Origin of the sequence: Streptomyces sp. NPDC012637 (assembly GCF_042954805.1) — a bacterium.
In the GTDB taxonomy this organism is placed as follows: Bacteria; Actinomycetota; Actinomycetes; order Streptomycetales; family Streptomycetaceae; genus Streptomyces.
The window spans coordinates 385364-409280 of the sequence record NZ_JBIBDS010000003.1 but is presented as its reverse complement, the minus strand read 5'-3'; the positions used below and the strand labels follow the sequence as shown (position 1 = coordinate 409280).

Here is a 23917-nt window from a genome sequence, read left to right as displayed (position 1 = left end):
CGAAGGGCGGTGTGTCGTCCTTGCGCGGTTGAGGCGAGTGTGAAACGCACCCGGCGGATCCGGCACCCAAACCCGGCAGAGACACCACGGATGAGTGAATCACCACCGCCGTGAGCGAAAGCGGCGAGCGAGCGTAGGCTTCGTTCCCAGCGCTCATCGGGCCGAAATACGATGCGGCGGGCACGGTCGGCCCATCCCTCGACCGCCAAGAACTCAATGGAAGCGAGAATTCACCACCGTGACTGCTCTCACTCTCAGCACCGCAGGAGCGGCGACGCTGCGTGCCGACGCCCTCGTGGTCGGCGTCGCGAAGTCCGGTAAGGCGCTGACCATCGCCCCGGGCGCCGAGGTCGTCGACCAGGCCTTCGACGGCGGTCTCGCCGCCGTCCTGGAGACGCTGGGCGCCTCCGGCGCCGAGGGTGAGGCGACCAAGCTGCCCTCCCCCGCCGGCCTCAAGGCCCCCGTCGTGCTCGCCGTCGGCCTGGGTTCCGCGCCCGAGGACGGCGAGGCCTACGGCACCGAGGCGCTGCGCCGTGCCGCCGGCACCGCCGCCCGTGCCCTGACCGGCTCGAAGAAGGCCGCGTTCGCGCTGCCGATCGCCTCGCCCGAGGGCGCCGCCGCCATCGCCGAGGGCGCCCTGCTCGGCGCGTACGCCTACACCGCGTACCAGGAGAACGGCCAGGGCGGGAAGAAGCCGCTGGCCGAGGTCGCCCTGCTCGGCGCCAAGCCGCGCGACAAGGCCTACAAGGCCGCCGCGGAGCGCGCGCTCGCCGTCGCGGAGGAGATGAACCGCGCCCGCGACCTGATCAACCAGCCGCCGAACGACCTGACCCCGGCCGCGTTCGCCGCCGCCGTCCAGGCCGCCGGCAAGGAGCACGGCCTCAAGGTGCAGGTGCTCGACGAGAAGGCGCTCGCCAAGGGCGGCTACGGCGGCATCCTGGGCGTCGGCATCGGCTCGGTGAACCCGCCGCGCCTGGTCCGCGTCGCCTACACCCACCCGAAGGCGGAGAAGACCCTCGCCCTGGTCGGCAAGGGCATCACCTACGACTCGGGCGGCATCTCCCTGAAGCCGGCCGGCCACAACGAGACGATGAAGTGCGACATGAGCGGCGCGGCCGCCGTGTTCGCCACCGTCGTGGCCGCGGCCCGGCTCGGCCTCGCCGTCAACGTCACCGGCTGGCTGGCCCTCGCCGAGAACATGCCGTCCGGCTCCGCCACCCGCCCGGGTGACGTGCTGCGCATGTACAGCGGCAAGACGGTCGAGGTGCTCAACACGGACGCCGAGGGCCGTCTGGTCATGGCCGACGCCCTGACCAAGGCCTCGGAGGAGCACCCGGACGCGATCGTCGACGTGGCGACCCTGACCGGTGCCATGGTCCTGGCGCTCGGCAACCGCACGTTCGCGATCATGGCCAACGACGACGACTACCGGTCCGCGATCCACGAGATCGCGGACGAGGTCGGCGAGCAGTCCTGGCCGATGCCGCTCCCGGCGGACCTGCGCAAGGCCATGGACTCCCCGACGGCCGACATCTCCAACATGGGCGAGCGGATGGGCGGCGGCCTGGTGGCCGGTCTGTTCCTGAAGGAGTTCGTGGGCGAGGGCATCACCTGGGCCCACCTGGACATCGCGGGCCCGGCCTTCCACGAGGGCGCCCCGTACGGCTACACCCCGAAGGGCGGCACCGGCTCCTCGGTGCGCACCCTGGTGCGCCTCGCCGAGCGCACCGCGGACGGCGAGCTCTGAGCGGTCGCCTGAGGTGAGGCTCCGGCCCCGGGGACCCGGTCCCCGGGGCCGTGCCCGTTCGCGGTACACCGGCCCCGGTCCGTTCGCCCGCGACGAAATCCGTAGGTTCGCACGCGGCCCTACCCGTCCGTACGGACGATCAGCCGTCTCAGAGCACGGCCCCGCGTCCCGCCGTCCGTCAACAAGTGCGAAGATGGGTTCTCGGCAGGACAGGGCCCCCACCACAGGGCCGAAGAAAAGCGGCCGGAACCAGCCGCCGCCCCGTCACCGAAGACGGGCGACGAGCGCACATGCATGGAGGACGTGACGTGGCGAACGACGCCAGCACCGTTTTCGACCTAGTGATCCTCGGCGGCGGTAGCGGCGGTTACGCCGCGGCGCTGCGCGGAGCGCAGCTGGGCCTGGACGTCGCACTGATCGAGAAGAACAAGCTCGGCGGCACCTGCCTGCACAACGGCTGCATCCCGACGAAGGCCCTGCTCCACGCCGGCGAGGTCGCCGACCAGGCGCGCGAGGCGGAGCAGTTCGGTGTCAAGGCCTCCTTCGAGGGCATCGACATCAAGGCCGTGCACAAGTACAAGGACGACGTGATCTCGGGCCTCTACAAGGGTCTGCAGGGTCTGGTCGCCTCCCGCAAGGTCACCTACATCGAGGGCACCGGCCACCTGTCCTCCCCGACCTCCGTCGACGTGGACGGCCGTCGCGTCGAGGGCCGTCACGTCCTCCTCGCCACCGGTTCCGTGCCGAAGTCGCTGCCGGGTCTGGAGATCGACGGCAACCGCATCATCTCCTCGGACCACGCGCTGACCCTGGACCGCGTCCCGGAGTCCGCGATCATCCTCGGCGGCGGTGTCATCGGCGTCGAGTTCGCCTCGGCGTGGAAGTCCTTCGGCACCGACGTCACGGTGATCGAGGGTCTGAAGCACCTGGTCCCGGTCGAGGACGAGAACAGCTCGAAGCTGCTCGAGCGTGCCTTCCGCAAGCGCGGCATCAAGTTCAACCTCGGCACGTTCTTCCAGTCGGCCGAGTACACCGAGACCGGTGTGAAGGTCACCCTGGCGGACGGCAAGACCTTCGAGGCCGAGGTGCTGCTCGTCGCCATCGGCCGCGGCCCGGTCTCCGCCGGCCTCGGTTACGAGGAGCAGGGCATCGCGATGGACCGCGGCTACGTCCTGGTGGACGAGTACATGCGGACCAACGTGCCCACCATCTCCGCGGTCGGCGACCTGGTCCCGACGCTCCAGCTCGCGCACGTCGGCTTCGCCGAGGGCATCCTGGTGGCGGAGCGGCTGGCCGGTCTGAAGCCCGTGCCGGTCGACTACGACGGCGTGCCGCGGGTGACCTACTGCCACCCCGAGGTCGCCTCCGTCGGCATCACCGAGGCCAAGGCCAAGGAGATCTACGGCGCGGACAAGGTCGTCGCCCTGAAGTACAACCTCGCGGGCAACGGCAAGAGCAAGATCCTCAAGACCGCGGGCGAGATCAAGCTCGTCCAGGTCAAGGACGGTGCCGTGGTCGGCGTCCACATGGTCGGTGACCGCATGGGCGAGCAGGTCGGCGAAGCGCAGCTGATCTACAACTGGGAGGCGCTGCCGGCCGAGGTCGCGCAGCTCATCCACGCCCACCCGACGCAGAACGAGGCGCTCGGCGAGGCCCACCTGGCCCTGGCCGGCAAGCCTCTGCACTCCCACGACTGACGCTCACGTCACACGGGCGCGACGACCACTTTCCGCAATTCGTTAGGAGCAACTGAAACCATGTCGGTTTCCGTAACCCTGCCGGCGCTCGGCGAGAGCGTCACCGAGGGCACCGTCACCCGCTGGCTCAAGGCCGAGGGTGAGCGTGTCGAGGCCGACGAGCCGCTGCTCGAGGTCTCGACCGACAAGGTCGACACCGAGATCCCCGCCCCCGCCTCGGGCATCCTGGCCTCCATCAAGGTCGCCGAGGACGAGACGGTCGAGGTCGGCGCCGAGCTGGCCATCATCGACGACGGCTCCGGCGCTCCGGCCGCCGCTCCGGCCCCGGCCGCCGAGGCCGCTCCGGCTCCGGCCGCCGCTCCGGCCCCCGTGGCCGAGGCCCCCGCCGCCCCGGCTCCGGCTCCGGCCGCCGAGGCTCCCGCCGCCGCTCCGGCCGGTGGCGCCCAGGGCACGGACGTCGTCCTGCCCGCGCTCGGCGAGTCGGTCACCGAGGGCACCGTGACCCGCTGGCTGAAGTCGGTCGGCGAGACCGTCGAGGCCGACGAGCCGCTGCTCGAGGTCTCCACGGACAAGGTCGACACCGAGATCCCGGCCCCGGCCTCCGGTGTGCTGCTCGAGATCGTCGTCGGTGAGGACGAGACCGCCGAGGTCGGCGCCAAGCTCGCCGTCATCGGTGCCGCGGGTGCCGCCCCGGCCGCCGCCCCCGCCCCGGCCGCCCCGGCCCCCGCCGCCGCTCCGGCTCCGGCCGCTCCGGCCGCTCCGGCTCCGGCGCCCGCCCCGGCCGCCCCGGCGCCCGCTCCGGCTCCGGTCGCCCCGGCCGCTCCCGTGGCCGCCCCGGCCCCGGTCACCCCGGCTCCGGCCGCCCCTGCCCCCGCCGCCGCACAGCCGGCGGAGGACGGCGCGTACGTGACCCCGCTGGTCCGCAAGCTCGCCACCGAGAACGGTGTCGACCTGGCGTCGGTCAAGGGCACGGGCGTCGGCGGTCGCATCCGCAAGCAGGACGTCCTCGCCGCCGCCGAGGCCAAGAAGGCCGCCGTCGCCGCCCCGGTGCCGGCCGCCGCTCCGGCCGCCGCCGCGAAGGCTCCGGCCCTCGAGGTCTCCCCGCTGCGCGGTCAGACCGTCAAGATGACCCGCATGCGCAAGGTCATCGGCGACAACATGATGAAGGCGCTGCACGGCCAGGCCCAGCTGTCCTCGGTCGTCGAGGTCGACATCACCAAGCTGATGAAGCTGCGCGCCCTCGCCAAGGACGCGTTCGCCGCCCGTGAGGGCGTCAAGCTGTCCCCGATGCCGTTCTTCGTGAAGGCGGCGGCCCAGGCGCTGAAGGCCCACCCGGTCATCAACGCCCGGATCAACGAGGACGAGGGCACCATCACGTACTTCGACTCGGAGAACATCGGCATCGCCGTGGACTCCGAGAAGGGTCTGATGACGCCGGTCATCAAGGGTGCGGGCGACCTGAACATCGCCGGCATCTCCAAGGCCACCGCCGAGCTGGCCGGCAAGGTCCGCGGCAACAAGATCACGCCGGACGAGCTGGCCGGTGCGACCTTCACCATCAGCAACACCGGTTCGCGCGGTGCGCTGTTCGACACGATCATCGTCCCGCCGAACCAGGTCGCCATCCTGGGCATCGGCGCCACGGTCAAGCGTCCGGCCGTCATCGAGACCGCCGAGGGCACCGTCATCGGCGTCCGCGACATGACCTACCTGACGCTGTCCTACGACCACCGTCTGGTGGACGGCGCCGACGCCGCCCGCTACCTGACGGCCGTCAAGGCGATCCTGGAGGCCGGCGAGTTCGAGGTCGACCTCGGTCTCTGAGGGCACGTGGCCGAACGGGGCCGGAAGGCAACGTAACAAGCCTCACCTGCGGCGCCCCCGCCCGGATGTGTTTCCGGGCGGGGGCGCCGCCGTATTGTCTAGGTGTCTACTGACTCCCAAGGAGCGGCCCCCATGACCATGCCCGTCGTCCATTCGCTGCGCGAGCAGATCCGCGAGCACATCGTGGAGGGCATCGTCAGCGGCCGCTGGAAGCCGGGCGAGCGCATCGTGGAGCGGCGGATCGCGACGGAGCTGGAGGTCTCGCAGACCCCGGTCCGGGAGGCGCTGCGCGAACTGGAGTCGCTGCGGCTGATCGAGTCGGCGCCCAACAAGGGCGTCCGGGTGCGCAACCTGACGGCCGCCGACCTGGAGGAGAGCTATCCCGTACGGGCCGGTCTCGAGCAGATCGCGGCGGAGCTGGCGGCGGGCCGGCTCGCGGCGGACTGCTCGGCCCTGGAACCCCATGTCGCGGCGCTGTACGAGGCGGACGCGGCCTCGGACGGCACGGCGCAGGTGCGCCACACGGTCGCGTTCCACCGGGAGTTGGTGAAGGCGGCCGGGAACGGCGTGCTGCTGCACACCTGGGAGGGCCTGGGCATCGAGGTGTTCACGGCCCTGTCGATCCGCTGGCTGGGCACGGTGCAGAAGTCGTACGCGGAGGAGCACCAGGAGCTGGTGGAGGCCTTCCGCCGCAGGGATCCGAACATCGGGGCGCTGGTGAAGGCGCATGTGCTGGGGTGCGCGCCGAGGGCGTGATCCGGCCACGCGGACGGGGAGCGGGTCCACCTCCGGGTGGGCCCTTTCGTCTTTCCGCGAGGAGATCCGCTTCCTCCGGGAGGGCCGCTCGTTTGTGCGAGCCCCGCCTCAGACTGTCGACCCCACCTGCGAAAACAAGGCACCGGGTGCCCATTTTCGCGGCACCCTGTGCCGACTTTGGTGCTCCGGGCATCTTTTTCACCCCGAAGCTTTGATCGATCATCGATCGTCGGCTTACAGTCTTCGGCGGGCCGTACCCCGGTCCTTCGCCCTGTCCTGCCAGACAAGGCCCCTTTATCTCCACCCCCACCTGTCCGGAAGGCGGCGATCATGACCGATCCCGTAGGCAAGATTCCGAGCGAGCTCGACCAGCTCCCGGACCGTGACACCGAGGAGACCGCCGAGTGGGCGGCCTCCCTCGACGCCGTCACCAAGGCCGCCGGCCCCCACCGGGCCGCCTACCTGATGCGCCGCACGCTCCAGCACGCCGAGGGCGCGGGCCTCGCCCTGCCCAAGCTCCTGGAGACGGACTACCTCAACACCATCCCCACCTCCGCCGAGCCCGTCATCGACGGCGACGAGGAGATGGAGCGCCGGATCACCGCCTGGAACCGCTGGAACGCGGCCGCGATGGTCACCCGCGGCGCCAAGCACGGCGTCGGCGGCCACATCGCCACCTTCGCCTCCGCGGCCTGGCTCTACGAGACCGGCTTCAACCACTTCTTCAAGGGCAAGGAGGGTGACGGCTCCGGCGACCAGCTCTACATCCAGGGCCACGCCTCCCCCGGCATCTACGCCCGCGCCTTCCTCGACGGCCGCCTGAACGAGTCGCACCTCGACAACTTCCGGCAGGAGTCCGGCGGCAACGGCCTGCCCTCCTACCCGCACCCGCGCCGCCTGCCCTGGCTGTGGGAGTTCCCCACCGTCTCCATGGGCCTCGGCCCGCTCTCCGCGATCTACCAGGCGCGCTTCAACCGCTACCTGACCAACCGCGGCATCAAGGACGTCTCGGCCTCCCACGTCTGGGCCTTCCTGGGCGACGGCGAGATGGACGAGCCCGAGTCGACGGCGGCCCTCGCACTCGCCGCCCGCGAGGGTCTGGACAACCTGACCTTCGTCATCAACTGCAACCTGCAGCGCCTCGACGGCCCGGTCCGCGCCAACTTCAAGATCGTGCAGGAGCTGGAGGCGCAGTTCCGCGGCGCCGGCTGGAACGTCGTGAAGACCCTGTGGGGCAACGCCTGGGACGAGCTGTTCGCGCTCGACACCACCGGCGCCTTGGTCCGCCGCCTCCGCGAGGTGCCGGACGCTCAGGTCCAGACGTACCAGACCCGCGACGCCGCCTACATCCGCGAGGACTTCTTCGGCAAGGACCCGGCCCTCGTCGAGATGGCGAAGCTGCTGTCCGACGACAAGATCCTCGAGTGCTTCCACCTCTCGCGCGGTGGCCACGAGCCGCGCAAGGTGTACGCCGCGTACAAGGCCGCCCTGGAGTTCAAGGGCGCGCCGACCGTGATCCTGGCGCAGACCGTCAAGGGCTTCACCCTCGGTGAGGGCTTCGCGTCGAAGAACGCGAACCACCAGATGAAGAAGCTGAGCACGGACGAGTTCAAGCAGATGCGTGATCTGCTCGACCTGCCGATCTCGGACGCGCAGTTCGTCGACGGCGTCGTGCCGTACGGCCACCCGGGCGCCGACGCGCCCGAGGTCCGCTACCTCCAGGAGCGCCGCGCGGCCCTCGGCGGCCCCGCCCCGGCCCGCCGCGTCCACCCGGTCGCCCCGCTCCCGGCCCCGGCCGAGAAGGCCTTCGCCGCCTTCGACAAGGGCTCCGGCTCGCAGTCCGTGGCCACCACGATGGCCTTCGTGCGCCTGGTCAAGGACCTGGTCCGCGACAAGGAGACCGGCAAGCGCTGGGTCCCGATCGTCCCGGACGAGGCCCGCACCTTCGGCATGGAGTCCCTCTTCCCCTCGCTCGGCATCTACTCGCCGAAGGGTCAGACGTACGAGCCGGTCGACCGCGACCAGCTGATGTACTACAAGGAGGCCGTCAACGGCCAGATCCTGAACGAGGGCATCACCGAGGCCGGCTCGATGGCCGACTTCATCGCCGCGTCGACCGCGTACTCCACGCACGGCGAGACGATGATCCCGTTCTACATCTTCTACTCGATGTTCGGCTGGCAGCGGACCGCCGACCAGATGTGGCAGCTCGGCGACCAGCTCGGCCGCGGCTTCCTCGTCGGCGCCACCGCCGGCCGTACCACCCTCACCGGTGAGGGCCTCCAGCACGCGGACGGCCACTCCCCGATGATCGCGGCCACCAACCCGGCGGCGCTGACCTACGACCCGGCGTTCGCCTACGAGGTCGCGGCCATCGTCAAGGAGGGCCTGCGCCGCATGTACGGCGAGGCGGCCGAGGGCGAGGACCAGGACGTCTTCTACTACCTCACCGTCTACAACGAGCCGATGCCGCAGCCGGCCAAGCCGGGCCACGCGGGCGTCGACGAGGGCATCGTCAAGGGCCTCTACCGCTTCAACACGGCGGAGTCGGCCGGCCTGACGGTCCCGGCCAACGCCCCGCGCATCCAGCTGCTCGGCTCCGGCACCGCGATCCACTGGGCCCTGGAGGCGCAGAAGCTGCTCGCCGAGGAGTGGGGCGTGGCCGCCGACGTGTGGTCCGCGACCTCCTGGACCGAGCTGCGCCGTGACGCGCTGGAGGCCGACGCGGCCCTGCTGCGCGGCGAGGAGCGCGTGCCGTACGTCCGCCGGGCCCTGGAGGGCGTGGACTCCCCCGTCCTCGCGGTCTCCGACTACATGCGCCAGGTCCCGGACCAGATCGCGCAGTGGGTGGAGCAGGACTGGTCCTCGCTGGGTGCCGACGGCTTCGGCCTCTCGGACACCCGCGACGCGGCCCGCCGCCACTTCGGCGTCGACGCGCAGTCGATCGTCGTCGCGTCCCTCGCCCAGCTCGCCCGCCGCGGCGAGGTCCAGGCGACGGCCGTGAAGGAGGCGCGGGAGCGCTACGGCCTGTAAGGCCCGTTGTCGGTGGCGGCGCGCATGATGGCCTCATGCGCGCCGCCCGACTCATCAAGATGGTCCTGCTCCTCCAGAACCGCACCTCCATGACCGCGGCCGAACTGGCCGCCGAGCTGGAGGTGTCGGAGCGGACCGTGACCCGTGATGCCCTCGCCCTCTCGGAGGCGGGGGTTCCGGTGTACGCGGACCGGGGCCGGGCCGGTGGGTACCGGCTGGTCGGCGGGTACCGTACCCGGCTGACCGGGCTCGCCCGGGACGAGGCGGAGGCGCTCTTCCTCTCCGGACTGCCGGGTGCGCTGCGGGACATGGGGCTCCAGGACGCGGCCTCGGCGGCCCGCCTGAAGGTGACGGCGGCACTGCTGCCCTCGCTGGCGGACGCACCGGGTTCGGCGGCCCGCCGGTTCCACCTCGACGCGCCCGGCTGGTACCAGGAGCCGCAGACACCGGAGTTGCTGCCGACGGTCGCGGAGGCGGTCTGGGACGACCGGTGGATCTCCGCGCGCTACCGGCGCGGGGACGGCGAGGAGGTCGAGCGCGAGCTCGCACCGCACGGACTCGTGCTGAAGGCGGGTGTCTGGTACGTGTGCGCCCGCGCGGGGAGCTCGTACCGCACCTACCGGGTGGAACGGTTCACGGCGGTGGCGCTGGGCCAGGAGCGGTTCGACCGCGATCCGGGGTTCGAGCTGGACGCCTTCTGGGCGGAGCGGTCGGCCGGGTTCGCGCGCTCGCTGCTCCGCGCCGAGGTGGAGCTCCGGCTCACGGAGGCGGGCGCGCGCCGGCTGCCGTACGTGACGGACCGCGCGGCGGCCGAGGAGGCGCTGGCGGCGGGAGTGACCGAGGACGGCCGCGTCCGGGTGGTCCTGCCCGTGGAGAGCGAGGACGTCGCCTTCGGCCAGCTCCTCGGGCTCGGCCCGGAGGCGGAGGTGGTGGCCCCCGCCTCCCTGCGCGAGCGGTTCGCCGCCGCGGCCCGGGGCATGGCCCGGCTCTACGGGTAGTCGTCCGCCTGAGGGCGGCCACCGGCGACCGGCCACCCGCGATCCGCTACCGGTAGTCGTCCACCCGCGTGTCCGGGTCGGTCTCCTTGGCCAGCATGAACCCCCACGCGTCGGGCCGGGACCCGTCGGCGTCGGTGAAGCCGTACTCCCGGGCGAGCTGTCCGCTGTCGAGCGACCGCCCGTTCCAGCGGGCCCGGCCGGGGTCGGCGGCGAGGGCGGCGACCGCCCGGCCGACGTAGACCGGGGACTCGGAGACGGCGAAGTCGGGGAGCTCCTTCGTCGCGTCGCGCCAGTTCTCCTCGGTGACGCCGAAGTGGCCGAGCATCTGCTCGGAGCGGAGCCAGCCGGGGCTGACGGAGACGGCCGTGCCGGCGGAGTCCGCCAGTTCCCTGGAGAGGCCGAAGGCCATCCGGATGGGGGCGTTCTTGGCGAGGTCGTAGAAGAGGTTCTCGCGGTAGTGGTCGCGGTTGTACGCGGTGGTGCCGTCGGTGATCTCGACGACGAGGCCGCCGGGACGGCGGGTGAGCAGCGGGAGGGCGGCGTGGGAGGTGACGAGGTGCGTCTTCACGCCGAGTTCGAGCATCCGCAGGCCGTCGGCGAGACCGATCTCCCAGGTCTTCTTGCCGAAGGACGGACCGATGAGGTGTTCGCCGCCCCAGACGTCGTTGACGAGGACGTCGAGCCTGCCCCGCTCGCGGTCGACGCGCTCGACCAGGGCGCGGACCTCGTCGGCCTCCAGGTGGTCGGTGGGGACGGCGACGCCCTCGCCGCCGGCGGCCGTCACCAGCTCGGCGGTCTCCTCGATGGTCTCGGTGGCCCGGCCGACCTCGCTGATCCGGTCGCGGGTGGTGCGCCCGGTGACGTAGACGGTGGCTCCGGCGGCGCCGAGCTGGACGGCGATGGCGCGTCCGGCGCCCCGGGTGGCACCGGCGACGAGGGCGATACGGCCGCTGAGCGGCTTCGTTTCCGTGGTCATGCCTCCACGGTGGCAGGAAAGCACGACATCTTCTGTCCGGATTGTTTTCGGCTGGCTTTCAGCCGGTTCAGGGTGCGTCGCCCGGCGCCACACACGATGCTGGTGCCGTGATGGACGAGACGGAGTTCTGGGAGATCATCGACTCCACCCGGGAGCGCGCCGAGGGCGATCCGGAGGAGCACGCCGACCTGCTCGTGGAGCGCCTCACCCAGCTCGACCCGGACTCCGTGGTCGACTTCGCCCGCCACTTCGAGGCCCGCTACAACCGCGCGTACAGCTGGGACCTGTGGGGCGCGGCCTCGGTGCTGCTCGACGGGGCGGCGGACGACACCTTCGACTGGTTCCGGTGCTGGCTGATCGGCCAGGGCCGGGAGGTCTTCGAGGGCGCGGTGCACGAGCCGGACGCGCTGGCGGAGCTGCTGGAGGACTTCGACGAGGAGATCGACGGGGACGGCGAGGAGCTGGGTTTCGCCGCGGACGAGGCGTACGAGCAGCTGACCGGCGCGGAGACGCCGGACCTGGGGATTCCGCCGCCGGGTGCGGAGCCGCTGGGCACGCCGTTCGACCTGGACGACGACGCCGTGCTCGCGGCCCGCTTCCCACGGCTGTGGGCCCGGTTCGGTCCCGGGTAGGGGTACGGAGGGACCGGACCGGGCGGTCCTGGTGCGTCAGAAGTGGGTGCCGCCGTCGATGCGGACCTCGGTGCCGGTGATGAACCTGCCGTCCTCGGAGGCGAGCATCGCGACGACGCCTGCGACGGTCTCGGGGCCCGCGAAGCCCTGGCCGAGCGCGGGGGCGAGCTTGGCGAAGAGGGACCAGTCGGTGTCCTCGGGCAGGCCGGGGCCCTGGGACTGCTTGCTGGCGCCGGAGCCGTCGGTCATGCCGGAGGAGATGGAGCCGGGCTGGACGGCGGTGAAGCGGATGCCCTGCTTGGCGTACTCGGCGGCGAGCGCGTGGGTCATGGACTGGACGCCGCCCTTGCTGGCCGCGTAGGCCGCCATGTAGGGGTGGGCGAACATCGCCGAGGTGGAGGAGAAGTTGACGACGGCGGAGCCGTTGCCCTCCAGGAGCGCCGGTATGGCCTCGCGGATCACGAGGAAGGTGCCGGTGAGGTTGATCCGGATCACCTGCTCGAAGGCGTCGAGTCCGGTCTCGTGGGTGTGCGAGGAGCGGAGGATGCCGGCCGCGTTGACCAGGACGTCCAGCCCGCCGAGGGCGGTGACGGCGGCGGCGACGCCCTCGCGTACGGAGGTCTCGTCGGCGATGTCCACCACGAGCGTGGTGAGGCGGCCGGCGGCGTCGCCGGCCTTGGCGACGGTGTCCTTGAGGCCGTCCTCGCTGATGTCGGCGGCGACGACCGTGCCGCCCTCGGCCAGCATGCGCAGCACGGTGGCCTGGCCGATGCCGGAGCCGCCGCCGGTGACGAGTGCGCGGCGTCCCTCGTAGCGGGTCAGCTGGTTCATGACGACAACCTCTCGATCTCACGCTTCCGGAGCATGCGGGGGCGATGCTCCGGGGAATGCCGACCACCGTACGTCGAAGTGGCACGTTTTGCCATAGCTGCACGAAGTGCCCACCTGGCAGTCGCGGGCGTACGCTGGGTCGCGTGAGCACCAAGCCCCCCTCCCTGACCGAGCGCCGCAAGGCCGCGACCCAGCTCGACATCGCCCGCGCGGCGGCCGAACTGTTCACCGAGCGCGGGCCCGACGACACCACGGCCGAGGACATCGCCCAGCGGGCCGGGGTCGCGCTGCGCACCTTCTACCGCTACTTCCGCTCCAAGCAGGACGCCGTCGCCCCGCTCCTCGCGGGCGGCGCCGACCGATGGCGCGCCCAGCTCGCCACTACCGGGCCCGGTACGGCGCTGCCCGCCGCCCTGGAGCGCTCCATCGCCGGCTCCCTCGCGGCCGAGGGCCCGGAGGCCGAGGAGGGCCTCCGCTGGACCCGCGGCCTGCTCCGCGCGGCCGAACGCGACCCGGCGCTGCGGGCCGTCTGGTACCGCGTCAACCAGGAGTCCGAGGAACGGCTGCGCGAGGTCCTCACCGCCCTCGCGCCTCCCGGCACGGACCCCCTGGAACTCCGCCTCACGGCGGCCGCGGCCACCGCGGCCATCCGCGTCGCCCTGGAGACGTGGTCAAAGACGGACGCCCCGGTCCGCGGCGAGGGCGCGCCGGCCGAGCTCGCGGTGCGGTGCCTGCGCGAACTGACGGGAGGGACGCGGCCGCCGGCCGGGGCGGAGTGAGGGGGCGGACCGGCGCCGGGGACCGGGGGCCCTGGCCGGCGCGTCCGCGGAGGGCTCAGCTCAGGGCACGGCCCATGAGGACGTCGTCCACGTACGTGCCGTCCAGCAGGAACTCGCCCGGGAGGACGCCCTCGACCCGGAAGCCCTCGGCCTCGTAGAGGGTGCGGGCCGGCGTGTTGTGGCCGAGGACGCGGAGCGTGAGGCGGGTGGCGCCCTGGGCGCGGGCCCGGGCCATGGCGGCGCGCAGGAGGGCGCGGGCCACGCCCCGGCCCCGGGCGTCGCCGGAGACGGCGAGGCCCTGGATCTGGCGGACGTGGGCGTTGGCGGCCAGCGGGGTCGGCGAGCCCAGCCGCACGTAGCCGACGACGCCCGAAGCCGCGGTCTCCGCGCTTTCCGGACCGTCCGCGGCCTTCGCGACCTCCGGACCGTCCGCGGCCTTCGCGACCTCCGGACCGTCCGCGGCCTTCGCGACCTCCGGACCGTCCGCGGCCTTCTCGCCCTCCGGACCGTCCGCGGCCTTCTCGCCCTCCGGACCGTCCGCGGCCTTCTCGCCCTCCGAGCCGTCCGCGGCCTTCTCGTCTTCCGAGCCGTCCGCGGACTCCCTGATCTCCGCGGCGTTCGCAACCTCCACGGCCTTCGCGATCTCCGCGACCAGGTAGTGCTCCGGCAGATGACGCTCGTCGAAGAAGGGCCGCCCCGGCTCCGGGACCGGCGTCACCGCGTGGAGGGGCGACCAGGTGGTGCGGTCGAGCTCGGCGAGGGCGGGCTCGTCGGCGGTCACGGCCCCGCGTATCCGTATCTCCGGCACGATCATGCGGGCCACTGTGTCACAGCGGGGCCGGGGAGGGCAGGATGGCGGCATGCAGCCCTCCTCGCAGCACTCGTCCCGCAAGCGCGTGGCCGTCACCGGCGCGTCCGGACTCATCGGCTCCGCCCTCGTGCGCTCCCTGCGCGCCGACGGCCACGAGGTCCTCCGGCTCGTCCGGCGGCCGGCCGCCGCGGCCGACGAGGTCGAGTGGGACCCGGCCCGGCTGTACGTGGACGCCGCCGGGCTCGTCGGGGTCGACGCCGTCGTCCACCTGGCGGGCGCGGGCGTCGGCGAGCGGCGCTGGAGCGAGGCGTACAAGAAGGAGATCCGCGACAGCCGGGTCCTCGGCACCCGGGCGGTCGCCGAGGCGCTCGCCTCGCTCGCCGACCCGCCCGAGGCGCTGGTCTGCGGCACGGCGCTCGGCTACTACGGCGACACCGGCAGCCGCGCGGTGGACGAGAGCGCGCCGGCGGGCGAGGGCTTCCTGCCGTCCGTCTGCGTCGACTGGGAGGCCGCGGCGGCACCCGCCGAGGCCGCCGGCATCCGCGTGACGTACGCCCGCACCGGCCTGGTGGTGGCCCGCGAGGGCGGGGCCTGGGGGCGGCTCTTCCCGCTGTTCCGGGCCGGGCTCGGCGGGCGGATGGGCGACGGCCGCCAGTACTGGAGCTTCATCTCGCTGCACGACGAGGTCGCCGCGCTGCGCCACATGGTGGACACCCCGTCCCTGTCGGGACCGGTGAACCTGACCGCACCCGAGCCGGTCACCAACCGCGAGGTGACGGCCTCGATGGGACGGGTGCTGCGACGCCCGGCCTTCCTCCACGTGCCCGCGCCGGCGCTGCGCGTGGCGCTCGGCGAGTTCGCCCGGGACGTGCTCGGCAGCCAGCGGGTGCTGCCCGGGCGGCTGTTGGAGACCGGCTTCGACTTCGCCTTCCCGACCATCGAGGACGCGGTGCGGGCCGCCGCGCGCTGACGCGCCGCCACCGCCCGTACCTCCCGCGCTCGCCCGCAGGACACCGTCCGCTCTCCGGGACGTGCTCCCCCGTGCTCCGCGCTCCCCGTCGCGCGCTGCTCCCCGCCGTGGGAGCGCTGCCTAGTCTCGTTGCGAACTAGGGCATTCCGGAGGCCGGTTGGGGGCATAGGCCTCCCACAAGCCGCGCCGACCTGGGGAGGGGCACGTGCTCAACAAAGCGGACGTCGTCGTCGTAGGGGCCGGGATCGCGGGTCTCGCGACGGCTCATCAGCTGACCGAGGCCGGTCTCTCGGTCACGGTCCTGGAGGCCGAGCAGCAGGTCGGCGGCCGGATGGCGACGGACACCGTCGACGGCTTCCGGCTCGACCGCGTCGGGCCGCTGTTCACGACGCCGGAGGTCGCGGGCGTCCGGCTGCGGCCGCTCGCGCCCGGGGTACTGGTGCACAGCGACGGGCGGTACGCGCGGTGGGGCGCGCCGCACGCACCGTGGAGCACCACCCGCCGGCCGTCGCCGCACGCCTCCTGGGGCACGGCGAGTGCCGGGAGCGCAGGGGGCGCAGGGGGCGCAGGGGGCGTACGGGGCGCGGGAGGCGCCTGGGGCGGGGTCCCGGCCGTCCGGGGCGTGGAGGCGGCACGCGGCATGGCGCGGGCCCTCGCCGGCGCCCCGCGGAACCCGGCCGTCTCGCTCGACCAGGCGCGGCTGGGCGCCTCGCTGGTGCGGCTGGCGACGACGCCCACCCAGCGGCTGCTGACCCGGACCGAGCGCACCGCGCGCGAGGCCCTGCTGGCCAGGCTGCCCGCCCGTACGGTCCAGGGGGTGTTGCGGCCGCTGCTGGCCGCGCTGCTCGGCGACGCCGACCTGACGACCTCGAGCCGCCGCGCCGACCTCGCGCTGCGGTCCTTCGCGCGGGGCCGGCTCGGCGTGCCGGAGGGCGGTTCGGGCGCGCTGGTGGAGCGGCTCGCGGCGGCGCTGCCGCCGGGCTCGGTCCGTACCGGCGTACGGGTCACGGAGGCGTCGATCTCGCGGGTGACGACGGCGGAGCACGGGGTGTTCGGCTGTCGCTCGGTGGTCCTGGCGACGGGCGGGCGGACGGCGGCTGAGCTGCTGCCGGGTCTGCGGGTGCCGGAGTACGTCGGGACGACGGTGCTGCACCACACGGCGCCGGCCGCGCCGGCCGGCGACCCGGTGCTGCTCCTGGAGTCGGACCCGGGCGGCCCGGTGGCGCACACGGCGGTGATGAGCGCGGTCGACCCGACGCGGGCGCCGGACGGCCGGGTCCTGATCACCTCGACGGTGCTCGGTCCGCCGCCGGACGACACCGAGCGCCGGGTCCGCAAGCACCTGGCGACGCTGTACGGCGGGTCCACGGACGACTGGGAGCTGCTCGGCCTGCACCACACGCCGTGCGCCTTCCCGGCGATGCGGCCGCCGTTCGACCCCGAACGGCCGGTCCGGGTGCTGTCCGGCCTCTACGTGTGCGGCGACCACCGCGCCACCGGCACTCCCGTGGGCGCCCTGTCCTCGGCCCGCCGTGCCGCCGCCGCCCTCCTGGCCGACCTGGGCATCCGTCCGACGGCTCCGGAGCCGGGCGAGCGGCGGGCGGCGTAGGTCCGGGCGCCCGGCGCCCGGACGTCAGCCCAGGGTCGAGACGCGGTCGCGGTAGGTGCGGGCGGCGGGGGCGTCCCGGTAGGGCTCCAGACGGCGCTCGAAGTCGCGGACGTACTCCACCGCGCGCGCCGAGCGCATCTCGGAGGCCTGCTGGGCCGCCTCGGCGCCCAGCGCGCAGGCCTGGTCGAGCTCACCGAGGGCGAGCCGGGCGGAGGCGAGGACGACCCGGCAGAAGAGCCGGCTCCGGGCGAATCCGGGGGCGCGCAGCTGGAGGGCGCGCTCGGCGTGCTGGGCGGCGGCCCGGTACTGCTGGAGGTCGCGGTGGCAGTGCCCGAACTCGTCGGCGAGCTGGGCCTCGTCGAAGGACCTGGCCCAGTACGGCACCTCGTCGCCGGGCCTGGCCGCCTCCAGGGCGCGCTCGGCGCGGGCCAGGGAGGCGCCGCAGGCCCGGGAGTCGCCGAGCACGCCGTGTCCGCGCGCCTCGACCGAGTGGAGCAGGGCCTGGACGACGGGCGGGGCGGCGGAGCCGACGCCCTGCTGGGCGACCCGGGCGAGCTGGACGGCCTCGCGGCCGTGGCCGAGGTAGACGGCCTGGTGGCTCATGGTGATGAGGACGTACGAGCCGTAGGCCCGGTCCCCGGCCGCCTGGGCGAGCCGCAGCGCCTGGACGAAGTACCGCTGCGCCAGGCCGTGCGCGGCGATGTCGTACGAGGTCCAGCCGGCGAGCCGGGTGAGGTCGGCGGCGGCGCCGAACAGCCGGCGCCCGACGCTCTCGCCGTACGTGCCGCGCAGCATCGGCTCGGCCTCGTGCTCCAGGTAGCGGACGAGGGCCTGGCGGGCGTGGCCGCCGCCGTAGGCGTGGTCGAGGGTGCGGAAGAGCTCGCCGACGGAGCGCAGGGCGGCGATGTCCCCGCTGGAGACCCGCTGGCCGGGGCCGCGGTCGGTGCCGCGCTGGCGGGGCACCGAGAACCGGCCCTGGACGGGCACGCGCGGGTCGGCACCGTGCGTCCGCGTACCGGCGCCGACGGCTGCGCCCAGGCTCGCGCCGAGGCCGGCACCCGGGCCCGGGTGAACGCCGCCGCCCGCTCCCCCGCCCGGCTCGCCACGGGCGACCCGCTCGTCGGCCCGCCCGATCAGCCAGTCGCGGCTGGGGACGACGAGCCCGGCCGGGGTGAAGGCGATCTTCCGCAGCTCGGCGTGGCTCCCGGAGTCCTTGCGCCACAGCCCGCTGACGATGTCGACGGCCTCCTCGGGCGTCGCCGCGAACTCCAGGCCCGCGTAGACCGGCGCGCAGGCGTCGAGCCCGAGGTCCTGCGCGGAGAGCCGGCGGCCGAGGCGACGGGTGAAGACCTCGGCGATCAGGGCCGGGGTGGTGCCGCGCGGCTGCTGCCCGCGTAGCCAGCGGGTCACCGAGGTCTTGTCGTACCGGAGGTCGAGGCCGTGCTCGAGGCCGAGCTGGTCCACCCGTCTGGCGAGACCCGCGTTGGAGAAACCTGCTTCGGCGATGAGCGCGGCGAGCTGGCGGTTCGGGATGCGCTGCGGGGGTCGTTCCGTCATCAGCTGTGCGGTCTCCTGCCTTCCGGGCCCGGGTGGCAGCCCGTATGGACCCTCATGGCCCTCATGGAACGGCGTGAATTTAGCGGCAGTCGCCGCCCTTACCGCCACCTTCGCCCCACATTCATCCGATCGTGTGAGGAACGCGATCAAGGGTTGTCGCAGGCCGGTGACCAGGAGCATGGGAGCGGTCCCCCGGGCCGGGGCGCCGGGGCCGCCCGCATCCGCCCGCACACCTGCCCGAGGCCCACCTCGCGCGCGGCCGTACAGTGGCATGGGCGCGAATGACGCATGGTGCCGCCGCCGGCTCCCGCCCCGGGACGATCCCCGGAACCCGGCTCACGGCACCCAGGAGGAGGCATTGCCGTGAGTGAGCTGCGATTCGTCCGTCTGGGCTTCGGCGACGACGCCGTCGACTACCAGGTGGCGTGGGACAAGCAGCGCGAGGTGCACGCCGCCCGGTTCGCCGACGAGACCGAGGACACCTGCCTGCTCCTGGAGCACCCGCCCGTGTACACCGCGGGCCGGCGCACCGCCGACAGCGAGCGGCCCCTGGACGGGACGCCGGTCGTGGACGTGGACCGCGGTGGCAAGATCACCTGGCACGGCCCCGGCCAGCTGGTGGGTTACCCGATCATGAAGCTGCCCCGCCCGGTCGACGTGGTCGCCCACGTCCGCCGCCTGGAGGAGGCGCTGATCCGTACCGCCGCCGAGTTCGGCGTCGAGACCAGCCGGGTCGAGGGCCGCAGCGGCGTCTGGGTGCTCGGCGACCCGGTCGAGCAGCGTCCGGCGCTCGGCGGGCTCTCGCTCGACTTCGACCCGCGGCTCACCGACGAGGAGTTCGACCCGCGCCTGAACGGCCCGGAGTACGCCCCGTCCAACGCCGGCCAGCGCCGCGAGGACCGCAAGCTCGCGGCCATCGGCATCCGGGTCGCCAAGGGCGTCACCATGCACGGCTTCGCCCTCAACGTGAACCCGGACAACACCTGGTTCGACAAGATCATCCCGTGTGGCATCCGGGACGCCGGCGTGGCCTCGCTGGCCAACGAGCTCGGGCGGGACGTCACGATCGAGGAGGTGCTCCCGGTCGTCGAGAAGCACCTGAAGGACGTGCTGGAGAACGCGGAGCTCAAGCCGCGGCCCATCGAGCGCGACAGCGCGGGCGAAGCGGCGCGCGACAGCGCTGGCACGCACGAGACGGTACGGGCCTCGGCCTGAGGAATGCCGAGCCTTGGCCACGGGTTGGCCAGAGCGTCAGGGCATGGGAAGCAACGGGCGTACCCTGGTGTACGCCGAAGAATCGAAGCTACAGGAGCCGATGTGTCCGCAGTCGCACCCGACGGACGCAAGATGCTGCGCCTTGAGGTCCGGAACAGCCAGACCCCCATCGAGCGCAAGCCCGAATGGATCAAGACGCGGGCGAAGATGGGGCCCGAGTACAACAAGCTGCAGGGCCTGGTGAAGAGCGAGGGCCTGCACACGGTCTGCCAGGAGGCGGGCTGTCCCAACATCTTCGAGTGCTGGGAGGACCGCGAGGCGACCTTCCTCATCGGCGGCGACCAGTGCACCCGCCGCTGCGACTTCTGCCAGATCGACACCGGCAAGCCGCAGGCCCTCGACCGTGACGAGCCGCGCCGCGTCGGCGAGTCCGTCGTCACGATGGACCTGAACTACGCCACCATCACGGGCGTCGCGCGCGACGACCTGGAGGACGGCGGCGCCTGGCTGTACGCGGAGACCGTGCGCCAGATCCACCAGCAGACCGCGGAGCGCGCCGCCGGCCGCACCAAGGTCGAGCTGCTGGCCCCCGACTTCAACGCGGTGCCGGAGCTCCTGGAGGAGGTCTTCGCCTCCCGCCCCGAGGTCTTCGCGCACAACGTCGAGACGGTGCCGCGGATCTTCAAGCGGATCCGCCCGGGCTTCCGCTACGAGCGCTCCCTCGAGGTCATCACCAAGGCCCGGGACTACGGTCTGGTCACGAAGTCGAACCTGATCCTCGGCATGGGCGAGACCCGCGAGGAGATCAGCGAGGCGCTGCGGCACCTGCACGACGCGGGCTGCGAGCTGATCACCATCACCCAGTACCTGCGTCCGTCCGTCCGGCACCACCCCGTGGAGCGCTGGGTGAAGCCGCAGGAGTTCGTGGAGCTGAAGGAGGAGGCCGACGAGATCGGCTTCTCCGGCGTGATGTCCGGCCCGCTGGTCCGTTCGTCCTACCGCGCGGGTCGCCTCTACCAGCAGGCGATCGAGCGGCGCGGGGCCGTCGACAACGCCACGCAGGCCGTCTGACCTCCGCACACGTGTCGATGGGGCCGTCCGTACGTCGTACGGACGGCCCCATCAACGTTTCATCAGTGTTTGACCACCGGGTCACGCCCTGGTAACACCAGTCTGTGAGGCTGTACTCACTCACCGCCACCGAGCGTTCACGGAGGCCCTCGCCCATGCAGGCCGCGCACATCCGAGCCAACGCCCTCCCGTCCGTCACCGACGCCCTGCGCGCCGTCGAGTCCGTGCTGCTCGCCCGCGGGCAGCGCACCGCCCGGCGCAACGCCTGGACGTCCGTCCTCGAGGACCGTCGCCGCGCCAAGGACCGCGTGGAGGCCCAGCACGTGATGGAGGCGGTGGCGGGCCGGGCTTCCCTGGGCACGTAAACTTCAGGACATGGCGAGGAAGGCAAACACGGGCGGCGCTGACGCCGCGAACCCCGGGCGACTGAAGCAGATCGCCCTCACGTACAAGATGACCCGGAAGGCCGATCCCAAGGTCGGTCTCGTCGTCGCGGGCGTGGGCATCGTCGTACTCGGTGTCCTCCTCGCGATCGGCTTCCTGATCGGTCACCCGGTCTACCTGGGCATTCTCGGCTTCGTGCTGGCGTTCCTGGCGATGGCCATCGTCTTCGGACGGCGCGCCGAGAAGGCGGCCTTCGGGCAGATGGAGGGCCAGCCGGGCGCCGCCGCGGCGGTGCTGCAGAACATCGGGCGCGGCTGGACGGTGACGCCCGCGGTCGCGATGAACCGCAACCAGGACGTCGTGCACCGCGCGGTCGGCCGCCAGGGCATCGTCCTGGTCGCCGAGGGCAACCCGAACCGGGTGAAGACGCTGCTCGCGGCCGAGAAGAAGAAGATGGCCCGGATCGTGGTGGACGTCCCGGTGACGGACATCGTCGTCGGCAACGACGAGGACGCCGGCCAGGTGCCGCTGAAGAAGGTCCGCACCAAGATGCTGAAGCTGCCCCGGCTGCTGTCCGGCCCGCAGGTGACGGCCGCCAACGACCGGCTGCGGGCGATGGGCGACCTGATGAGCAACATGCCGCTGCCGAAGGGGCCGATGCCGAAGGGCATGCGGATGCCCAAGGGCGGCGGGAAGATGCGCTGAGCGCGCACGTCCGATCCGTACGCACGAGCCGATCCGTACGCACGAGCCGGCCCGTAAGCACGAGCCGCACGAACGATCTGCACGCACCATCCGCACCCTCCGCACCAACGGGAAGCGCCCCGGACCGGTCCCGGTCCGGGGCGCTTGTCGTTCCCTGTCGGATGCCCGTGGCGGATGCCCGTGGCGGGCGGCCGTGTCAGACGCGGACCTGGACGGCGCCGGAGAAGCGGTCGTGCAGACCGCGGCCGTCGCGGTCCCAGATGAGGGCCGGGACGGCCAGGCAGACCAGCAGGGCGCGGAGCACGGCGCGCAGCGGGCCGAGGCGGCCGCCCTTCACGGAGACGACGCGCAGGCGGAGGAGGAGCTTGCCCGGCGTCGCGCCGACGGAGCCCACGGTCAGCGCGCTCATGACGAAGAGGATGAGCAGCGCCCAGTTGCCGGTGGCCTGCCGGTAGCCGTCGGTGATCAGGCCGTATGCGATCACCATGCAGAGGGCCCAGTCGACGGCGAGGGCGCCGAGGCGGCGGCCGGGGCGGGCGATGGAGCCGGGGCCCTCCTCGGGCAGGCCGAGCTGCTGCCCGCGGTAACCGAAGTCCACGCCCGCTTCTTCGGCCGCGGCGCGGGGGCCGGAGAGCCATGATCCGAGTGCTTGCCTGTTGTCCACCCGACCACGGTACTGCGCCCGTTTTCGATCACTTCGGTCCGGGTGCGGGAACAGCGCGTGCGCGATGCCGTGGCCGCGGGGCACCGCCGGGCCGGTTAACTTCCACGAAACAAATGGGTCATGCTTGAGAAATCCCGCCTGCCTATGGTCGGGTCCAGCGTGTGGGCCACCGCACTGGCCCTACGACCGAGCTGCAACCCCGCCCCTCCCCGGGCCGGGAGTAGGAGGAGTTGGATGTTCCAGAACGCCGACGAGGCCAAGAAGTTCATTCAGGACAACGACGTCAAGATGGTCGACGTCCGGTTCTGCGACCTTCCGGGCGTGATGCAGCACTTCACGATCCCGGCGACGGCGTTCGACCCGTCCGAGGAGCTGGCCTTCGACGGCTCGTCGATCCGCGGCTTCCAGGCCATCCACGAGTCGGACATGGCCCTGCGCGCCGACCTGTCGACGGCCCGCCTGGACCCGTTCCGCCGCGACAAGACGCTGAACATCAACTTCTTCATCCACGACCCGATCACGGGCGAGCAGTACAGCCGTGACCCGCGCAACATCGCGAAGAAGGCGGAGGCGTACCTCGCCTCCACCGGCATCGCCGACACCGCGTTCTTCGGTCCCGAGGCCGAGTTCTACGTGTTCGACTCGGTCCGCTTCGAGACCTCGGCGAACCAGGGCTTCTACCACATCGACTCCGAGGCCGGCGCCTGGAACACCGGTGCGGTCGAGGACAACCGCGGCTACAAGGTCCGCTACAAGGGCGGCTACTTCCCGGCCCCGCCGGTCGACCACTTCGCCGACCTGCGCGCGGAGATCTCCCTGGAGCTGGAGAACGTCGGCCTGCAGGTCGAGCGCCAGCACCACGAGGTCGGCACGGCCGGACAGGCCGAGATCAACTACAAGTTCAACACGCTGCTCGCCGCGGCCGACGACCTGATGCTCTTCAAGTACATCGTGAAGAACGTCGCCTGGCGCAACGGCAAGACCGCGACCTTCATGCCGAAGCCGATCTTCGGCGACAACGGCTCGGGCATGCACGTCCACCAGTCGCTGTGGCAGGGCGGCGAGCCGCTCTTCTACGACGAGCAGGGCTACGCCGGCCTGTCGGACACCGCCCGCTACTACATCGGCGGCATCCTGAAGCACGCCCCGTCGCTGCTGGCCTTCACCAACCCGACGGTGAACTCCTACCACCGCCTGGTCCCGGGCTTCGAGGCGCCGGTCAACCTGGTCTACTCGCAGCGCAACCGCTCCGCCGCCATGCGCATCCCGATCACGGGCTCGAACCCGAAGGCCAAGCGCGTCGAGTTCCGCGCCCCGGACCCGTCCTCGAACCCGTACCTCGCCTTCTCGGCCCTCCTGCTCGCGGGCCTCGACGGCATCAAGAACAAGATCGAGCCGGCCGAGCCGATCGACAAGGACCTCTACGAGCTGGCTCCGGAGGAGCACGCCGGCGTCGCCCAGGTCCCGACCTCCCTCCCGGCCGTCCTCGACGCCCTCGAGTCGGACAACGAGTACCTGCAGGCCGGCGGTGTCTTCACCTCCGACCTCATCGAGACCTGGATCGACTACAAGCGCACGCAGGAGATCGCCCCGATCCAGCTGCGCCCGCACCCGCACGAGTTCGAGCTCTACTTCGACCTCTAAAGCTCGGCTGCCCA

The 23917-nt window shown here is 72.5% G+C and carries 19 protein-coding genes and 2 pseudogenes; 15 read left to right on the top strand and 6 right to left on the bottom strand.

Annotated elements, in window-relative coordinates:
* Positions 1–238: 238 nt before the first annotated feature.
* The 6 genes from ACFY8W_RS14900 (at position 239) to ACFY8W_RS14875 (ending at position 10055) form a co-directional block, all read left to right on the top strand.
* Positions 239–1747: a leucyl aminopeptidase gene (locus ACFY8W_RS14900; RefSeq protein WP_391104780.1), complete on the top strand. Its 1509-nt coding sequence runs from the start codon at positions 239–241 to the stop codon at positions 1745–1747.
* Between the two features lie 308 nt (positions 1748–2055).
* Positions 2056–3444 carry a dihydrolipoyl dehydrogenase gene (lpdA, locus tag ACFY8W_RS14895; RefSeq protein WP_391104777.1) on the top strand — a complete coding sequence of 463 codons (1389 nt, stop codon included), beginning with the start codon at positions 2056–2058 and terminating at the stop codon, positions 3442–3444.
* Positions 3445–3504: 60 nt separating this feature from the next.
* Positions 3505–5268, top strand: a complete 1764-nt coding sequence (gene sucB, locus ACFY8W_RS14890; RefSeq protein WP_391104774.1) for a 2-oxoglutarate dehydrogenase, E2 component, dihydrolipoamide succinyltransferase — start codon at positions 3505–3507, stop codon at positions 5266–5268.
* Positions 5269–5400: 132 nt separating this feature from the next.
* Positions 5401–6024, top strand: coding sequence for a GntR family transcriptional regulator (locus ACFY8W_RS14885; protein ID WP_384423595.1), 624 nt, complete (start codon positions 5401–5403; stop codon positions 6022–6024).
* Between the two features lie 330 nt (positions 6025–6354).
* Positions 6355–9057, top strand: coding sequence for a pyruvate dehydrogenase (acetyl-transferring), homodimeric type (aceE, locus tag ACFY8W_RS14880; RefSeq protein ID WP_391104771.1), 2703 nt, complete (start codon positions 6355–6357; stop codon positions 9055–9057).
* A gap of 35 nt (positions 9058–9092) precedes the next feature.
* On the top strand, positions 9093–10055 hold the full coding sequence (locus ACFY8W_RS14875) for a WYL domain-containing protein (RefSeq protein ID WP_391104769.1): 963 nt from the start codon (positions 9093–9095) through the stop codon (positions 10053–10055).
* Positions 10056–10101: 46 nt separating this feature from the next.
* On the opposite strand, the gene ACFY8W_RS14870 is transcribed toward ACFY8W_RS14875, so the two are convergent.
* A complete protein-coding gene (locus tag ACFY8W_RS14870) occupies positions 10102–11031 on the bottom strand; it encodes an SDR family oxidoreductase (protein WP_391104766.1) in 930 nt (309 codons plus the stop codon).
* A gap of 110 nt (positions 11032–11141) precedes the next feature.
* Here ACFY8W_RS14870 and ACFY8W_RS14865 point away from each other — a divergent pair, with 110 nt between their 5' ends.
* A complete protein-coding gene (locus ACFY8W_RS14865) occupies positions 11142–11663 on the top strand; it encodes a DUF4240 domain-containing protein (protein ID WP_391105538.1) in 522 nt (173 codons plus the stop codon).
* 36 nt (positions 11664–11699) lie between these two features.
* On the opposite strand, the gene ACFY8W_RS14860 is transcribed toward ACFY8W_RS14865, so the two are convergent.
* A complete protein-coding gene (locus ACFY8W_RS14860; protein WP_391104763.1) occupies positions 11700–12494 on the bottom strand; it encodes an SDR family NAD(P)-dependent oxidoreductase in 795 nt (264 codons plus the stop codon).
* Between the two features lie 143 nt (positions 12495–12637).
* Between ACFY8W_RS14860 and ACFY8W_RS14855 the strand changes: the two genes are divergently transcribed.
* On the top strand, positions 12638–13273 hold the full coding sequence (locus ACFY8W_RS14855; RefSeq protein WP_391104760.1) for a TetR family transcriptional regulator: 636 nt from the start codon (positions 12638–12640) through the stop codon (positions 13271–13273).
* A gap of 55 nt (positions 13274–13328) precedes the next feature.
* On the opposite strand, the pseudogene ACFY8W_RS14850 reads toward ACFY8W_RS14855, so the two are convergent.
* Positions 13329–13640: pseudogene (locus tag ACFY8W_RS14850) on the bottom strand (GNAT family N-acetyltransferase); the annotation flags it as partial.
* 270 nt (positions 13641–13910) lie between these two features.
* A pseudogene (locus ACFY8W_RS14845) lies at positions 13911–14087 on the bottom strand (GNAT family N-acetyltransferase); the annotation flags it as partial.
* A gap of 46 nt (positions 14088–14133) precedes the next feature.
* Here ACFY8W_RS14845 and ACFY8W_RS14840 point away from each other — a divergent pair.
* On the top strand, positions 14134–15054 hold the full coding sequence (locus ACFY8W_RS14840) for a TIGR01777 family oxidoreductase (protein WP_391104757.1): 921 nt from the start codon (positions 14134–14136) through the stop codon (positions 15052–15054).
* Positions 15055–15259: 205 nt separating this feature from the next.
* Complete coding sequence (locus ACFY8W_RS14835) at positions 15260–16663, top strand: FAD-dependent oxidoreductase (protein ID WP_391104754.1); 1404 nt, start codon at positions 15260–15262, stop codon at positions 16661–16663.
* Between the two features lie 24 nt (positions 16664–16687).
* On the opposite strand, the gene ACFY8W_RS14830 is transcribed toward ACFY8W_RS14835, so the two are convergent.
* Positions 16688–18220, bottom strand: coding sequence for a regulator (locus tag ACFY8W_RS14830; RefSeq protein WP_391104751.1), 1533 nt, complete (start codon positions 18218–18220; stop codon positions 16688–16690).
* Between the two features lie 363 nt (positions 18221–18583).
* On the opposite strand from ACFY8W_RS14830, the gene lipB reads away from it, so the two are divergent.
* The 4 genes from lipB to ACFY8W_RS14810 all read left to right on the top strand — a co-directional run bounded on the left by lipB (position 18584) and on the right by ACFY8W_RS14810 (position 21595).
* Complete coding sequence (gene lipB / locus ACFY8W_RS14825) at positions 18584–19435, top strand: lipoyl(octanoyl) transferase LipB (protein WP_391104748.1); 852 nt, start codon at positions 18584–18586, stop codon at positions 19433–19435.
* A 102-nt stretch (positions 19436–19537) separates the two neighbouring features.
* Entirely contained in the window at positions 19538–20506 is a 969-nt protein-coding gene (gene lipA, locus ACFY8W_RS14820) for a lipoyl synthase (RefSeq protein WP_391104745.1), read from the top strand.
* Between the two features lie 155 nt (positions 20507–20661).
* Positions 20662–20871, top strand: a complete 210-nt coding sequence (locus tag ACFY8W_RS14815) for a hypothetical protein (RefSeq protein ID WP_391104742.1) — start codon at positions 20662–20664, stop codon at positions 20869–20871.
* Positions 20872–20881: 10 nt separating this feature from the next.
* The gene (locus tag ACFY8W_RS14810) at positions 20882–21595 is read left to right on the top strand and encodes a DUF4191 family protein (protein ID WP_391104740.1); all 714 of its coding nucleotides are present in this window, start codon (positions 20882–20884) and stop codon (positions 21593–21595) included.
* A gap of 196 nt (positions 21596–21791) precedes the next feature.
* Here ACFY8W_RS14810 and ACFY8W_RS14805 read toward each other — a convergent pair whose 3' ends face one another.
* On the bottom strand, positions 21792–22259 hold the full coding sequence (locus ACFY8W_RS14805) for an RDD family protein (RefSeq protein WP_391104737.1): 468 nt from the start codon (positions 22257–22259) through the stop codon (positions 21792–21794).
* 234 nt (positions 22260–22493) lie between these two features.
* On the opposite strand from ACFY8W_RS14805, the gene glnA reads away from it, so the two are divergent.
* Positions 22494–23903 carry a type I glutamate--ammonia ligase gene (glnA, locus tag ACFY8W_RS14800; protein ID WP_391104734.1) on the top strand — a complete coding sequence of 470 codons (1410 nt, stop codon included), beginning with the start codon at positions 22494–22496 and terminating at the stop codon, positions 23901–23903.
* The last annotated feature ends 14 nt before the right edge of the window (positions 23904–23917 follow it).